Source organism: Humidesulfovibrio sp. (assembly GCF_030689645.1).
In the GTDB taxonomy this organism is placed as follows: Bacteria; Desulfobacterota; Desulfovibrionia; order Desulfovibrionales; family Desulfovibrionaceae; genus Humidesulfovibrio.
This window is the reverse complement of the sequence record NZ_JAUYFU010000003.1, coordinates 19,708-33,560: the sequence shown is the minus strand read 5'-3', so window position 1 is coordinate 33,560 and position 13,853 is coordinate 19,708. Positions and strand designations below refer to the sequence as shown.

At 66.5% G+C, this 13,853-nt stretch carries 9 protein-coding genes; 3 read left to right on the top strand and 6 right to left on the bottom strand.

Annotated elements, in window-relative coordinates; all coding sequences use genetic code 11:
• Together Q8O35_RS00405 and Q8O35_RS00400 are read right to left on the bottom strand one after the other, a co-directional pair.
• A partial coding sequence (locus Q8O35_RS00405) for a ribonuclease catalytic domain-containing protein (RefSeq protein WP_305569099.1) occupies positions 1-1,985 on the bottom strand: 1,985 nt, incomplete at its 3' end.
• Positions 1,986-1,991: 6 nt separating this feature from the next.
• Complete coding sequence (locus Q8O35_RS00400; RefSeq protein ID WP_305569097.1) at positions 1,992-3,266, bottom strand: IMP cyclohydrolase; 1,275 nt, start codon at positions 3,264-3,266, stop codon at positions 1,992-1,994.
• A 148-nt stretch (positions 3,267-3,414) separates the two neighbouring features.
• Between Q8O35_RS00400 and Q8O35_RS00395 the strand changes: the two genes are divergently transcribed.
• On the top strand, positions 3,415-3,846 hold the full coding sequence (locus Q8O35_RS00395) for a hypothetical protein (protein WP_305569095.1): 432 nt from the start codon (positions 3,415-3,417) through the stop codon (positions 3,844-3,846).
• Here Q8O35_RS00395 and Q8O35_RS00390 read toward each other — a convergent pair.
• A complete protein-coding gene (locus Q8O35_RS00390; protein ID WP_305569093.1) occupies positions 3,784-5,142 on the bottom strand; it encodes a transglycosylase SLT domain-containing protein in 1,359 nt (452 codons plus the stop codon). The genes Q8O35_RS00395 and Q8O35_RS00390 overlap by 63 nt on opposite strands.
• A gap of 85 nt (positions 5,143-5,227) precedes the next feature.
• On the opposite strand from Q8O35_RS00390, the gene Q8O35_RS00385 reads away from it, so the two are divergent.
• Positions 5,228-6,511, top strand: coding sequence for an adenylosuccinate synthase (locus Q8O35_RS00385; protein ID WP_305569091.1), 1,284 nt, complete (start codon positions 5,228-5,230; stop codon positions 6,509-6,511).
• A 15-nt stretch (positions 6,512-6,526) separates the two neighbouring features.
• Complete coding sequence (locus Q8O35_RS00380) at positions 6,527-7,444, top strand: DNA polymerase III subunit delta' (protein WP_305569089.1); 918 nt, start codon at positions 6,527-6,529, stop codon at positions 7,442-7,444.
• A gap of 135 nt (positions 7,445-7,579) precedes the next feature.
• On the opposite strand, the gene Q8O35_RS00375 is transcribed toward Q8O35_RS00380, so the two are convergent.
• From Q8O35_RS00375 to pgm, 3 genes are all read right to left on the bottom strand, one after another.
• On the bottom strand, positions 7,580-7,792 hold the full coding sequence (locus tag Q8O35_RS00375; RefSeq protein ID WP_305569087.1) for a hypothetical protein: 213 nt from the start codon (positions 7,790-7,792) through the stop codon (positions 7,580-7,582).
• A gap of 152 nt (positions 7,793-7,944) precedes the next feature.
• On the bottom strand, positions 7,945-11,871 hold the full coding sequence (locus Q8O35_RS00370) for a class I adenylate cyclase (RefSeq protein ID WP_305569085.1): 3,927 nt from the start codon (positions 11,869-11,871) through the stop codon (positions 7,945-7,947).
• A 30-nt stretch (positions 11,872-11,901) separates the two neighbouring features.
• The gene (pgm, locus tag Q8O35_RS00365; protein WP_305569083.1) at positions 11,902-13,566 is read right to left on the bottom strand and encodes a phosphoglucomutase (alpha-D-glucose-1,6-bisphosphate-dependent); all 1,665 of its coding nucleotides are present in this window, start codon (positions 13,564-13,566) and stop codon (positions 11,902-11,904) included.
• Positions 13,567-13,853: the final 287 nt, after the last annotated feature.

Sequence of the window (13,853 nt, the reverse complement as noted above, 5' to 3'; positions counted from 1 at the left end):
GTTATCTGCAGGTCCGGCAGGGAGAGGGTGGGGTACGGCCCGGCGTCTTCCACCACCACGGCGGAGAAGGGCTCGCGCTTGCGCTGGCTTAAGTACACGAGCTTCCAGTAGCGCGGGCGGAAGCGCTGCACCTGCCCCACTTCCTGGATGCGCGCCGAAAGGTGCGGGATGAGGGCCTCCAGCCCGGCCTTGTCCAGCCTGGGCGCGCCGGTTTCAAGGAAGCTCTGCACCTGCGCCATGTTCAAAAAATCCACATAGCGGCGGATGGGCGAGGTGATGGTGGCGTATGCCTCGCAGGCCAGGGCCGCGTGTTTGCGCGGGTTGCACTCCAGCGCCGGCGGGGCCAGCAGCTTCACTACGCGGAAGATGTCCACCGCGTCGCTGAACACGCCCGTGGCCTCCTTGGGCAGGGCGATGTCCTGGGTGCGGCACAAGAGCGGCACGCCGTTCTCGCGCGCCCAGCAGGCCAGGCCGCAGTTGGCCAGGATCATGAACTCGCTGACGAGCATCTCCGCGTCCCGGCTGGTCTCGCGGGTCTCTATGACCACGCGCAGGTCCTGGCCCTTGCCTTCCAGCATCACCTGGGGTTCGGGCTTGTCGATGACCACGGCCCCGCGCTCCAGGCGGCGGGCGAACAGCTCGCGGGCGATTTTGAGCGCCAGGGAGAGCTGCGGGTCGGAGTCTGCGTCGAGGGCGGCTTGGGCGTCCGGGTAGGCGATGTTGCGCTTGATGCGCACCCAGGACAGCCGGGGCCTGGCCTCGACGATCTCTGCGCGCTCGTTGAGCAGGAACTCGGCCACCAGCGCGGGCTTGGGGCCGTCGGCGGTGAGGCTGTAAAGCCCGGTGCCCAGCTCTTCGGGCATCATGTGGCCGCTGCCTTCGGGCAAATAGAGGCTGGTGGCGCGGGAGAAGACCTCGCGGTCCAGGGGCGCGCCGAAATCCCAGGTAACGCCGGGCCGCGCCAGGGTGACGCAGCAGGAGTAGCCCGCGCTGCCGTCGGGCAGGGTGGCCTGGGCCACGAAAAACGCGTCGTCAATGTCCCTGGTGGTGGCCGCGTCGATGCTGACGTAGGGCGTGGGGTCCACGGCTGCGGCGCTCGCAAGGGCGGCGAAGCGGGCCTTCTGGGCGGCGGTCTCGTCCGCGAAATCGCGCGACCAGTCGTCGCCCCAGGCGTATCCGGCCTGGTCCAGCATGTAGTTGTGGTGCGGCGGCAAAACGCCCCAGGCCTGAGCCAGTTGCAGGGGCAGGTGCGGCACATCTGGCAGGGGCTTCTTGAGATTCTCCCAGAGCTTGGCCAGGGCGTCGGCTTCGCCGCCGGTCCTGCCCGCCACCTGGGACAGCAGCATGTCGCGCAGGCGGGCCTCCACCTCCGGGTCCATGCCCTCGGCCTCGCGCAGGATGACGTTGGGGGAGAGCGGCGGCTGGCCGGACTTGATGCGCGCCCACAGCGCGCCGAGCACGGCGTGTCCGGCGTTGGCCACGGCCTCGCGGTCCTTTTCCTCGCGCTCGCGCACCAGGCGGGCCTCGACCTTGTCAGCCGGATGGATTTCAAACTCCGGCGGCTGGAACTTGAAATGCGCCTTGGCGTTCAGGAGGGCGCGCCCAAGGGCAGCGACCTCGTCCACGCCGGGGTCGGTCCACAGCAGTCCGGCGAACCATTCCGCCGGGGCGTGCTCCACCTCGCCCTGGGCCATTTCCCAAAGCTCCATGGCCTTGACCCCGGCCATGATCTCTCGGCGGCGGGCGTCGATGTCGTTGAGCCTGTGGCTGATTTCTTCGCGGGTGGCCGTACCGGGATATTCCGGGCCGCTCCAGGGCAGCAGGCGGGCGGAGGGCAGCTTGACCTCGCGTTTGGTGCGGGTGAGCAGGCGCAGGCGGCCCTGCGCTTCCTCCAGAACCCAGGCGATGTGCGCCTCGTTGTCCTGAAGGAACTCCACGATACAGCCCGGCCGCAGAAAGCCGGAGAGCTTGAGGGTTTTCGTCATGCGGGCCTAGTGCTTAAAAGACCGCTGGCCGGTGAAGACCATGGCGACTTGCGGCTTGGCCTCGTTCACCGCGCGGATGACTTCAAAGTCGCGCATGGAGCCGCCGGGCTGGGCGATGGCCGTGACGCCCTGGGCCAGGCACAGGTCCACGCCGTCGCGGAAGGGGAAGAAGCCGTCGCTGACGAGCACCGAGCCGGGCAGACCGCCCCTGGCTTCGTCCGAGCGCCTGCGGATGTCGGCCAGGGCTTCGGCCTTGGCTTCGTCCGTGCGGGCGGCGAGCATGAGTTCGAAGATGCTCACGCCCTGCTCCTTGAAGGAGAGCAGGTCGGCGTACTTGGTGCGCGCCTTGGAGATGGTCAGATCCACGCAGCCCACGCGGTCCTGCTCGCCGGTGCCGATGGCCGTGGTCACGCCGTCGCGCACGAAAATGACGGAATTGGAGCTGACTCCGGCCTCGATGGACCAGGCGAAGATAAGGTCCTGCATCTCCTGAGCGCTGGGTTTGCGCGCGGCGTAGCTCACGCCGTCCTTTTCCGCCGCTGCGGGCAGGAAGTCGGCCTCCTGGCGAATGCGGCTCTGGAACGAGGTCTGGAGCACCAGGCCGCCGTCGAACAGGGCCTTGATGTCCAGAAACGGCGCCTTGGCCAGCTCGTCGAGCTTTGCAATGCCGGGGATTTTGAGGATGCGCAGGTTCTTGCGGGCTTTGAGGATGTCCACAACGCCGGGCTCGAACTCCGGCGCGGCCACCACCTCGAAATAGAAGGAGTTGATGAGCTCCGCAGCTTCTTTGGTCAGGGGCCGGTTGACCACGATGGCCCCGCCGAAGGCGGCGATGCGGTCGGCCCAGAAGGCGCGGCTTACTGCTTCGGCGATGCCCAGGTCGGTCCAGGCCGCGCCGCAGGGATTGTTGTGCTTAAGGATGACAGCAGCCGGGCGCGCGGTGAGGTACTGCAAAATGTTCAGCGCGTTGTCCACGTCGGTCAGGTTGGTCTTGCCGGGGTGCTTGCCGGCCTGGAGCATGTGCTCCTCAGTCAGGGCGGACACGAGGCCCTGGCCGGGACCGCGGAAGGCCACGCCGTCGAGGACCAGGCCGCCGCCGACCTGCTCGTACAGGGCCGCGGGCTGGTCGGGGTTTTCGCCATAGCGCAGGCCGCGCACCTCGCCGCCGATGTTCCAGGTGCGCTTCTTGTACACCAGTTCCTGGTCGCCCAGGGTGATGCGCAGGTCTTCGGGAAAGCTGTCGCCCAGCAGGGTGGTGTACATCTTCTTGAGGTCGCTCATGGCCTTGTCCCCTTCATAATGTGGTGTCGCGTGCGGAGAGTTCCTAGCACAGCCGACTGCGGCGGGCAAATTTGAATTGGCTGCCGGGCCGGTTTCTGGTAGTGAGCCGCTCATGCGCCTTTTTCGGCGCACCTGGAGGTTTCCCCGCATGGCCGAATCGTATTTGGAAAACGCCCTGGTCAAACTGGCCCGCCAACTGGTGGCCTTTGACGAGGCTTCGCTCATGGACCTGTGGGAGAAGCACGCCGAAGCCGTGCGCCAGTTCGAACCCACCCGCCGCTGGGAGGAGTCCGTCCTGGTGTTTGGCCTCATCCAGGCGGTGCGCATGAAGAACCAGCTCTTCAATTACAATCTGGCGGCCTCGCGACAGCCGGGCGCTTCCGCTCCGAGCTTGGATCTGTTGGACCTGACAGCTCCCCAGGCCCAGGCGGGCAAATCGCGTCAGCAGGGCGACGAACGCCCGGCGGATGCTGGAGCCAGAACGGATGGAGCCGGCGGCAAGGCCCCGGCCAAGCCGTCAGGGCGCCAGAGCAAGCCGAAGGCTGGGAAACTCATCCCCCTCCGGCGAGGCCAGGATTAGCCCCCGGATGGCGAAGGCGAAGTAGCGAACCTTGTCCACGAAATCCACGGCCTCTCCGCCCCTGCACAGGCCGTAGCGCGTCCGCAGGGCCACGGGCAGCTCCGCCAGCTTCGGCAGGGTTTGGCGCACTCCCAGCCACGTGGGCAGATCCTGCCCGTCTCCGCGCGTCAGGTCGATGGCGTCCATGACGTGGCCTTGGCCCACGTTGAAGGAGGCCAGGGCCAGCAGCATTGCGTCGTCGGCCGCGTAGCCCATCTGCAAAAACTGCGTGCGCAGCATGTCCAGGTAGCGCGCTCCGGCGTTGATGACCTCGGCGGAGTTCTCGGGGTCTTTTACGTCCAGCTCTTCCAGGGTGGCTCCGGTCATCTGCATCAGCCCTCGCACTCCCGTGGCGCTCACCGCGCTCGCGTCGAAGCGCGACTCCTGGTGGATCACCGCCGTGAGCAGGAAGGGGTCGATGCGCCATTTGCTGGCGGCGCGCTGGATGGATTTGCGGTGCGTTGGCATGTGCAGCGCCAGGGTGCGCCGCAGAAGCTCCATCTCAAAGGGGTCCGGGTCGGTGGGGAAGAAGCCCAAAGTGCGCTCGTGAAGGGCCGGCAGGCCGCCCTCGGCCAGCAGCTGGGTCCAGAATTCGTTCATGGCCTTGTCCAGCCTGGGCACGTCCGTTCGCCATACGAAGCGGTAGGAGGCCTCATGCTGGGTGGGTGCGGCGTCGCGCACCTCGGACACGAAGGGCAGAAGCAGGTGCAGGGCGTCCAGCGGCAGGGCCGGGGCTTGGCGCGGGCTCAGGGAAAAGGATTTCGCCACGCGCAGGAGTTCGTCCAGAGCTCCGGAGGAGTCCTCCGGCGGATCGTAGCCCGTCTCCCAGTCTACGGCGTAAATGGGTTGCCGGTCGTATTCCGGCCCGAAGGCGATTTTCCCAGTTCTTTTTGAGGCGCGCGCTTCGCGGGCGGTTACTTGCTGCGGGGCCACGCCAAGGGCCAGGCCGATTTGGGCTTGGCCGCCCTCGACCATCTCCAGGGTTTCTTCCGGGGTCTCGGTGAACACAAAGGTCAGGTTAACGCCGTGCTCGCGGGCGAACCGCTCCAGCAGGGACTTTTCAAAGCTCATGGAGGCGTCGCCCGTGATGCGCGTTTGGCGCGGGGCCGCCACCACCAGGCTCTTGGGCATGGGCAGGGTCAGGGTGTGATGCACCACGAGCCCGGCCAGCGCAGCCGTAAGCATGCCAAGGATCAGGCGATCGCGCCTGAACCTGGAGCGGGCTACGGCTGTATTGTCCGGGGGGGTTGTTGACATGTGCTGAATCCTCTTTTACGCAATTGTGCCGCTTGCCGTAAATACGACGTCCTTGAGGATGGGCAAGTAGTCATAAGGAGCCTTCATGTCAAATATCGTGGTCTTCGGGTCCCAGTGGGGCGATGAGGGCAAGGGCAAGATCGTCGACATGCTGGCCCAGGAAGTGGCGGCCATCGTGCGCTTCCAGGGCGGCAACAACGCCGGGCACACCCTCGTGGTGGCAGGCGAGAAATGCGTGCTGCACTTGATCCCCTCCGGCATTCTGCACCCGGGCAAGGTCTGCCTCATCGGCAACGGCGTGGTGCTGGACCCCGAGGTCTTCCTGCGCGAAGTCGACAGCCTGGCGAAAAAGGGCGTGGACGTGAGCCCTGAGCGGCTCATGATCAGCAAGAAGACCCATATTATATTGTCCTACCACCGCGCCCTGGATGTGGCGAGGGAAGGCAAGCTTTCCGGCGGCGCCAAGATCGGCACCACGGGCCGGGGCATCGGTCCCTGCTACGAGGACAAAATGCACCGCTGCGGCATCCGCGCGGCCGACCTGGCCGACCCGGAGCTGCTGCGCGATAAGATCGCCCGCGCCATTGAGGAGAAGAACGTCCTGTTCAAGAACCTCTACGGCGCTGAAGAAATGGACCCCGAAGCCGTGTACCAGGAGCTTCTGCCCATCGCCGAGCGCATCCGGCCCTACCTGGCTGATGTGTCCACGGCCATCCAGAAGGCCGTGGACGGCGGCGGCACCGTGCTTTTCGAGGGCGCGCAGGGCACCCAGCTGGATATCGACCACGGCACCTATCCGTTCGTCACCTCGTCCACCACTGTGTCGGGCAACGCGGCCTCCGGGTCTGGCTGCTCGCCGCGCATGCTGGAGCGCATCATTGCGATCGTGAAGGCATACACCACCCGCGTTGGCGGTGGTCCATTCCCTTCCGAGCTTTTCGACGCCACCGGCGACTACCTGCAGGAAAAGGGCGGCGAGTTCGGCGCCACCACGGGCCGCAAGCGCCGTTGCGGCTGGCTCGACATGGTGGTGCTGCGCGAAAGCGTGCGCCTGAACGGTCCCACCGAATTGGCCGTGACCAAGCTCGACGTGCTCTCCGGCCTCAAGGAGCTCAAAATCTGCGTGGCCTACGAATACAAGGGCCAGCAGGTGGATTATCCCCCGCAGGAGCAGAACGGCATGGCCTTTGTCACCCCTGTGTACGAGACCATGCCCGGCTGGGATGAGGACATCACGAATGTGACCTCCTTCGCCGCCCTGCCGGAAAACGCCCGCAAATACCTCGTGCGCATGGAGGAGCTTTCCGGCGTGCCCATCGGACTCGTGTCCGTTGGCCCTGACCGGAAGCAGACCTTCACGCGCCGCTAGGCCGCAAGGATCGCCATGCAGAAGACGGCTGCCAGCCAGCCAGCGCCAGCGCCTGCCCAGCCATCGACACCGGTGGACGGGCAGGTGCTGGCCCGCATGCGCACCCTGGCCCAGCATCCGCCTCAGAGCCTGGTCATGGAGGGCGGCAGCGCCGCCGAACGCGAGGCCGCGGCCCTTGGCTGGGCCAAGGTCGTGAACTGTCCCCAGGGCGGCTGCGGCGTTTGCGGCCTGTGCCGCCAGATCGAAGAGCGCGCCTACCGCGACCTCATTGTGGTGGACAAGGCGTTTTTTGACGAGGCCAAGCAGGGGGGCGTGTCCGGCACCGACGCCGTGCGCCGCCTGCTCCCGGTCTGGGGCCAGCCCGCACACGGCGCCGGCAAGCGCGTCACCGTGTTTCTGGAAGCCCAGGACCTGCACCCATCTGTGGCCAATCTGCTGCTCAAAACCCTGGAGGAGCCCCGGCCCGGCAATGTGTTCGTGCTCCTGGCGCCCCAGCGCGAGCGGCTTTTGCAAACCCTCGTGTCGCGCAGCTTCGTGCTCACCCTGCCCTGGCCCGAGGCCAAGGCCCCGGAGGCCGACGCGGCGGAGTGGATCGCCGCGCTGCTGAATTTCTGGGATTCCGGGCAGGGCTGGTTCGAGCGCACGGGTACCAAAGGCGCGGCGGACCGCTCCCTGGCCCTGCGCATCCTCTCTGGCCTCTCGCGTGAACTGGCCCACGCCCTGGCCGGGCAGGACAGCCCCGTGGCCCGGCGGCTTGCGCGCCTTGGCCCCTTGGGCCTGCGCAGGCTCGACCTGGTGCTGGCCCAGGCCCAGGAGGCCCTCACCCAGCCCACGGCTCCTGTGGCCCTGGTGCTGGACTGGATGGCCACCGCCGTCATTCCCAAAGAATCCAAGCCCGCGCCCAGGAGCGCCTCCGCCCCGCTCCGGGGCTAGGCCGAAGCCTTTCCCGCCGCAACAACGAAAAAGCGCCGCCGGACACTGCCGACGGCGCTTCATATTTCACGCGGGGCTTGGCCGCCGCTGCTCATATCCGGGCCGGACGGCTCGTGGCCGCCTCATGCTCCATTCTTAATCGTCATCGTCCTTGTCGTCGCCGCCATCGTCATCGTCGTCGGTCTTATCCTCATCTTCAAGCAGGATGTCTTCGATCTCGCCGGCAAGGTCGTCCAACCGGGTGCCGAAGGCGTCGAAATCGCCGGATTCTTCGCTCTCCAGGTCCGTGAAGACCTCGCGGATCAGGGTGGCGGCTCTGTCGAGTTTTTTTCTGTAGGCATTCTTCATGTGCATTCCTCCGAAAATGGCGTCATTTCATTATGGCGCCCGCCTGCGGCTGTTTCGGGGCAGGCGGTGCGCAACGGCTTCCGGCCCCCCCTACCTGGACGGCGGCGTCTTGTCTACACGCAGCAGCCAAGGGCAGCAGTGCGAGCTCGCGGCTATTCCAGCTTGAGCTTAGGTGCGGCGGATTTCTTGGGTGCGAAAAAGCGCAGGTCCATCTGCCTGGTGATGGGCCTGGCCAGCGCCTCGCTCAGAAAAACCAGAGGAGCTTTCTGTAATGTCAGGGGCGGGTTGTCGAATGTCTGACAAAATACCTCGCCCCAGTTGGTTGAGTAGAGCACGGAAGCGGTGAGGATCTTGTTCTTGTCCGTGGGCACCGGCAGGTTGGTGATGACATATGCGCGCGCCACGCGCTCTGATTGCAGGTACTCGTCCAGATCCGGCTCCAGGGTGGCGCGCCTGGGGAAGAAAGCCGCCAAATCCGCCAGCACGGCTTGCAGGTCCAAGAGGGCGATGGGCGCAAGGCTCCGCTCCGCCTGCACTATTTGTCGGGGGTCATAGAGACCGTTGAACAGCAGCCAGGCCAGGAGGCGCACAACGTCCGTATCGCGGCGGATGGGCGCAAGGGTCTCCACAGCAACCTTGCCCGCGCTCTTGTCCTTGCCCTTCACCCCCCAGATGGTGCGCTTGCCCGGAGCCTTCTCCGCATAGAAGGACAGCTCGGTGAAGGTGACCTCGTCGGACAGGAAGGGCACCAGCACCACCTTGTGCGGGTGCTGGGCGAAATTCGCGGCAATGCGCCTTCCCAGGCGGGTAAGGTCTTCCGGGCTGATCTGGGCGCCGCCCTGGTGGGCGCGCAGGCCGCCTTGAATGCGCCGATAGGCCGAGATCATGAACTGGTTCACCATGCCGCCCAGGCGCAGAGCCGAGCCAAAGGCTCCGGCGTCGCCGCCTTGGGCCGCGCTAGGGGAGAGGGCCAAACCCGGAGCATCGAATTCGGCAGGCAGGTCCTCCGGGGCCACATCGGCCTTCAGCCGCAGGCATTCTCCGATGAGGCCAAGGCTGCCGGGGTCGCCCAGTTGACGGTAGTGCTTGCGGATGGAGGTGAACAGCGACAGGTACGGATCCACGTCCTCCGCCAGCCTGCGGCCGCGCAGCACCGCTTCCTTGATGCGGTCGCACAACAGGCGCATGTCCTGGCCCTGGCCCGCGTATTTCTCCAACAGGCCAAGTTTCATCACGGATTTGTACGGGCTGTGCAGGGCCTTCACTATCTGCCACAGGCAAGCCCCGAAGTATTCCTGGGGCGGGATGGCCTGCGGCTGGCCCAGGTCCACCAGCTCCGAGGCCGTGCGCGGGGCCAGCCGGGACAGGTCGGCCAGGAGCTCCTGGGCCTCGGCCTGCGAGGCCAAGGGCGGCGCGGCCCACCACAACAGGTCGCGGCCCGCCAGTTTGAGGGCGGTGCGGTAGAATTCCTCCTTCAGCAGGGCGGCCTGGGCCGAACCGGAACTCTCCTTGTCGCTCATGCCGAAATTGTTTAGGCGCACCTCGTCCATGGCCATGGGGAAAAAATGCAGCTCCAGGCTGAACTGTTCCCAGGCCCATATTTCCAGCCCATGCAGCTTTTTGACCAGGCCTGTTCGGGCGGCGGGGAAGTCCCTGCAGCCGGGGGCGGGGCTTACGCAAACCCAGCAGTCCACGTCGGAGCTTGGCTTCTGCGCCACCGAGCCCAGGGAGCCGATGGCGTATACGGCCTCCAGAATCAGCACAGGTTCAGGGAGTTCCTTGGCGGATCTTGGCAGCTCTTGGCCCGGAAACAGGCGCTCCAGCACGGCGCGGTCCTCCCGCGTGGGCAGGTTCAGCCGGGCGTGGCCGCTGATGGCGCAGGCGGGGACGCCTTGGAGATCTTGGGCTTGCTCAAAAACGCTGGTTGTAAGAAGGACGGGCAAGAGGCCCAGCAACTGCCCCTGGGGTTCGGTCAGGCGATCCAGGGCCAGTTCGCGGCGGCGTTGATCCTGCCCGCGCATGGCGGCCAAGGTGCGCCGCGCCTCGTCCACCCGCAGGAATTTGTCTACGCAGGCGCGTACGAATTTTGCGCCTGCACCGCTTCTAAGGGGCGCGGCGAGCTCCGGCAGGTCTTGGCAGACGCTGTCCAGACAGCGCGCGCGCGTGGCGGCCTCGGCCTGCAGCAGGCGCGGGCTGTCCGTGTGGCCACCCAGCACGGTCAGGCTTGGCGAGACGGTGCGCAGGAGGCGGAGGTTCAGGCATTCGCTGCCGAGAATGCGCGCTGCGGCGAGGGAGGAGGAGGTGAAATCCAGGTCGCGGCAGACGCTCTTCTCCCACAGGGCGCCGGAGATGTCCGTGCGCGTGAACGTGAGCCGGGCCAGCGCGCATTCAAGAATACGCAGCCCGGCCAAGGCGCAAGTGCGGAAGCTCACGGACTCGAGCCGGGTTTTGACCAGCGAGGCCCCGGCAAGGCATGATTCCGCAAAGGCCCCGGAGCCCACGGAGCATCCTTCCAGGCGCACGCGGGAAAGGTCGCTGGACTCGAAGCTCACGCCGCCCCAGCGGCAGGTCTGGAAGCGGCTGCCTGAAAGGTCTGCGCCATAGAAGACGCAGGACTGGAACAAACAATTTATGAATTCGCAATGGTGAAGCTGTACTGCGCTCAGGCGCATCCGCCGGAAGGTGACGCCGGAAAAACGGCAGTGCGAGAGGTTCGAGCCGCTGATGGTGACGCCTTCCAGCACCTGGTCGGCCAGGGTGGAGTGGGAGAACTCCAGGTCCTTCAGGGGGAGCATGACGTTTTTCAGGACATCGGCCAGGGTGGAGCGGCGGCTTTGCGCGCTCCTTGGCAGGGGCGAGGCCGGGCCTGTGGGCGTTGCCTGCGCCGTCCAGGCGGCGGAGCTGAAAAGCGTTTGCGCATCCAGCCCTGGCCGCGCACGCAGCAGGTCGGCCAGGGCTTGGCCCGCAGCGGCGTCGAGACCGGACTGCAGACCAAGGGTCTTGGCGGCGCGGCGCAGAAAGTCCGGCTCAAGTTGGGCCAGGGCGCTAAGCAGGCGCGCGTAGACGATGCCGTGGGCTTCTTGCGGCAGGGCGGCCAGGGCCGAGTCCACGCCCAGGCGCGGCAGAAGCGGCAGCAGACGCTGAGCCGCAGCCGAGAATGGACCATCGCCGGTCATGAGGTCCGCCAGAACAAGGCCCAGCATCTCCGGCTCAGTCTGGGCCGCGCTCAGCAGCCGTTCGGGAGCATCGGGCGAGAGGGCCAGGCGGCGCATTTCCGTGGCCAGGGCCACATCGCGCGGCTCCAGGTCCGGCGGTGCGGCAAGCAGAGGCTGTAAGCGGCTTGGCCCCTCGGCTCCGGCAGAGCGCAAGGCATAGGCCAGGGCTTCTGCCTGCATGGCGGGAACGGCCAGGGTCTCCGCCGCCAGAAGCAGGGCCTCGGCGGTGGCCGCGCCTGGCATTCCGACAAAGGCCGCAGGCATGCTCTCGCTCAGTCCGGCGGCAAGCAGCGCGTCGCGTAGCGGGCGGGCCAGGGGAGCGCCGTCGCCCATGGCGGTGGGAGCCATGGTCTTGAGGAACAGCAAGGCTTCGCGTCCATCCAGACGCCCTGGCGCGGGCAGCAGTGTCCGCAGCCAGAGAGCCAGTTGCTTGTCCTCGGCCGGGCAGTCAAGAAGCAGGTCGTTCAGCAGCGCCAGGAAGTCATGGCCGGGCAATGTTTGCAGCAGGGCGGAACACTGCGGCAGGGGCCAGGCCCGTGACTGGATGTGCAGTGCGGCGTATGCGCGTCCCAGTTTGCCCGCAACAGCGAGGGTAAGGAACAGCCTGTAGGCCATAAGCGGGTCGCGCTGGGTGCGCAGGCAGGCGGCCAGCAGGAACACGCATTCCCCTGCCGTGGCCGCGTCGTCTCCGGGCGTCGAATCGGCGCTTATGATCCCCTGCGCGCGCACCAGCAGTTCCGGCAAATCCTGGGCCGCGTTGTTTTGACCTGTGCGCAGAAACCTGCGCAGGGCTTCAACGGTTTGCCGCGCCGGGGTCATGGCCTGGGCGTTTCCAGCGCCTGCCAGCGCCTTGGAGCGCGGCATTCTGGCCTGTTCTCCGTCATAGATCTCCGCCTAGGCTCCGGCCGCGCGGAAGGCTTCGTCCACAATGCTTTGGGCCTCGTCCTTGACGCGCTCCAAGTGGTCCTGGCCCAGGAAGCTTTCCGCGTAGATCTTGTAGATGTTTTCCGTGCCCGAGGGCCGGGCGGCGAACCAGCCGTTTTCCGTCACAACTTTGAGCCCGCCGATGTCGGCCCCGTTGCCCGGCGCGCGGGTGAGCCTTGCGGTGATCGTTTCGCCCGCAAGGGTGTCGGCTGAAACCATGTCCGGGGTCAGGCGCTTGAAGGCCGTCTTTTGGGCTGGCGTGGCCGGCGCGTCCAGGCGTTCGTATACCGGGCTGCCGAAGCGCGCCTCCAGTTCGGCGTAGGTCTCGCCAGGCTCGCGGCCCGTCTGTGCGGTTATCTCCGCCGCCAAGAGGCCCATGATGATGCCGTCCTTGTCCGTGGTCCATACGCTGCCGTCCTTTCGCAGGAAGCTCGCCCCGGCGCTTTCTTCCCCGCCGAAGCCGTAGGAGCCGTCGAGGAGCCCTTCCACGAACCACTTGAAGCCCACGGGCACTTCGGAGAGCCTGCGTCCCAGGCTCGCGGCCACGCGGTCGATCATGGAGCTGGAGACCACGGTCTTGCCCACGGCTGCGTCATCGCGCCAGCCGGGCCGGTTTCGAAACAGGTAGTCCACGGCCACGGAAAGGTAGTGGTTGGGATTGAGCAGGCCGTGGCTGCGGGTGACGATGCCGTGGCGGTCGAAGTCCGGGTCGTTGCCGAAGGCCACGTCGAAGTCGTCCTTGAGGGCGATGAGCGACTGCATGGCGTAAGGCGAGGAGCAGTCCATGCGGATCTTGCCGTCCTTGTCCACGGTCATGAAGGAGAAGGTGGGGTCAACGGCCTTGTTGACCACGGTGAGGTTCAGCCCCCAGCGCTCGGCGATGGGCTCCAGAAACCCCACGCCGGAGCCGCCCAGGGGATCGGCTCCGATCTTCAGGCCGGCGGCCGCAATGCACTCCATGTCCAGGATGTTGCCCAGATCGTCCACATAGGGGCGTATGTAGTCGTGCAGGTGCGTTGTTCCGGCCTTGAGGGCGCGCTCGAAGGGCATGCGCCGCACCGGGGCCAGCTTCTGGCGCAGGATTTCGTTGGCGCGGTTCTCTATGGCCTTGGTGGTGGCTGTGTCGGCTGGGCCGCCCTCGGGCGGGTTGTACTTGAAGCCGCCGTCCTGGGGCGGATTGTGCGATGGGGTGACCACCACGCCGTCGGCCCTGGCTTCGACGCCTTGCCTGTTGTGGGTCAAAATGGCGTGGGAGATGACCGGGGTCGGCGTGAAGCCGAGGCCCTCGCCCGGCGCGTACTGGATCATCACGTCCACTGCGTTGGCAGCGAAGACTTCAAGGGCGGTTTCAAGGGCCGGGCGCGAAAGGGCGTGGGTGTCCATGCCCATGTAGAGCGGGCCGGTGATGCCTGCGGCCTTGCGGTGTTCGCAGATGGCCTGGCTGATTGCCAGGATGTGATCCTCGTTGAAGCTGCCCGCTGCGCAGGTGCCGCGGTGGCCGGAGGTGCCGAAGCTCACCAGCTGGGCCGGGTCTGACGGGTCAGGGCGCACGGCCGCGTAAGCGTCGAGCAGGCGCGGGATGTCGGTCAGGATAGCTTTTGGGGCGGGTTTTCCTGCAAGGGGATGTACGGCCATGAACGACTCCTGGCGTCGGGTGCTGGTGCGTTGCGGGGCGGGGTTTCTGGAGCGGACGGGCTGGCTTCCTGGCCGGGGGCAAGGGGCTCCGCCAATCGGCTCCGCTGGGGAAACCTCGATCCACTATGCCCGAATCCCGTTCTGCGGGCAAGAAACAACGGGTATGCTTAGAGCACGTCAAAAACACATGGCCTGGCATGCGAAATCGGGCTTCAGGCCAGCAGGCGCCAGGGGCGGCCGACGGTTCATGCTTGGCCGCCGGAAGCTCCCCATGCGAAACGGGTCTG

Excerpts from the sequence above, each read along its gene's own strand:
- Q8O35_RS00400 (WP_305569097.1), bottom strand. The coding sequence starts at position 3,266 with ATGAGCGACCTCAAGAAGATGTACACCACCCTGCTGGGCGACAGCTTT.
- Q8O35_RS00395 (WP_305569095.1), top strand. The coding sequence starts at position 3,415 with ATGGCCGAATCGTATTTGGAAAACGCCCTGGTCAAACTGGCCCGCCAA.
- Q8O35_RS00390 (WP_305569093.1), bottom strand. The coding sequence starts at position 5,142 with ATGTCAACAACCCCCCCGGACAATACAGCCGTAGCCCGCTCCAGGTTC.
- Q8O35_RS00385 (WP_305569091.1), top strand. The coding sequence starts at position 5,228 with ATGTCAAATATCGTGGTCTTCGGGTCCCAGTGGGGCGATGAGGGCAAG.
- Q8O35_RS00380 (WP_305569089.1), top strand. The coding sequence starts at position 6,527 with ATGCAGAAGACGGCTGCCAGCCAGCCAGCGCCAGCGCCTGCCCAGCCA.
- Q8O35_RS00375 (WP_305569087.1), bottom strand. The coding sequence starts at position 7,792 with ATGAAGAATGCCTACAGAAAAAAACTCGACAGAGCCGCCACCCTGATC.
- Q8O35_RS00370 (WP_305569085.1), bottom strand. The coding sequence starts at position 11,871 with ATGCCGCGCTCCAAGGCGCTGGCAGGCGCTGGAAACGCCCAGGCCATG.
- pgm (WP_305569083.1), bottom strand. The coding sequence starts at position 13,566 with ATGGCCGTACATCCCCTTGCAGGAAAACCCGCCCCAAAAGCTATCCTG.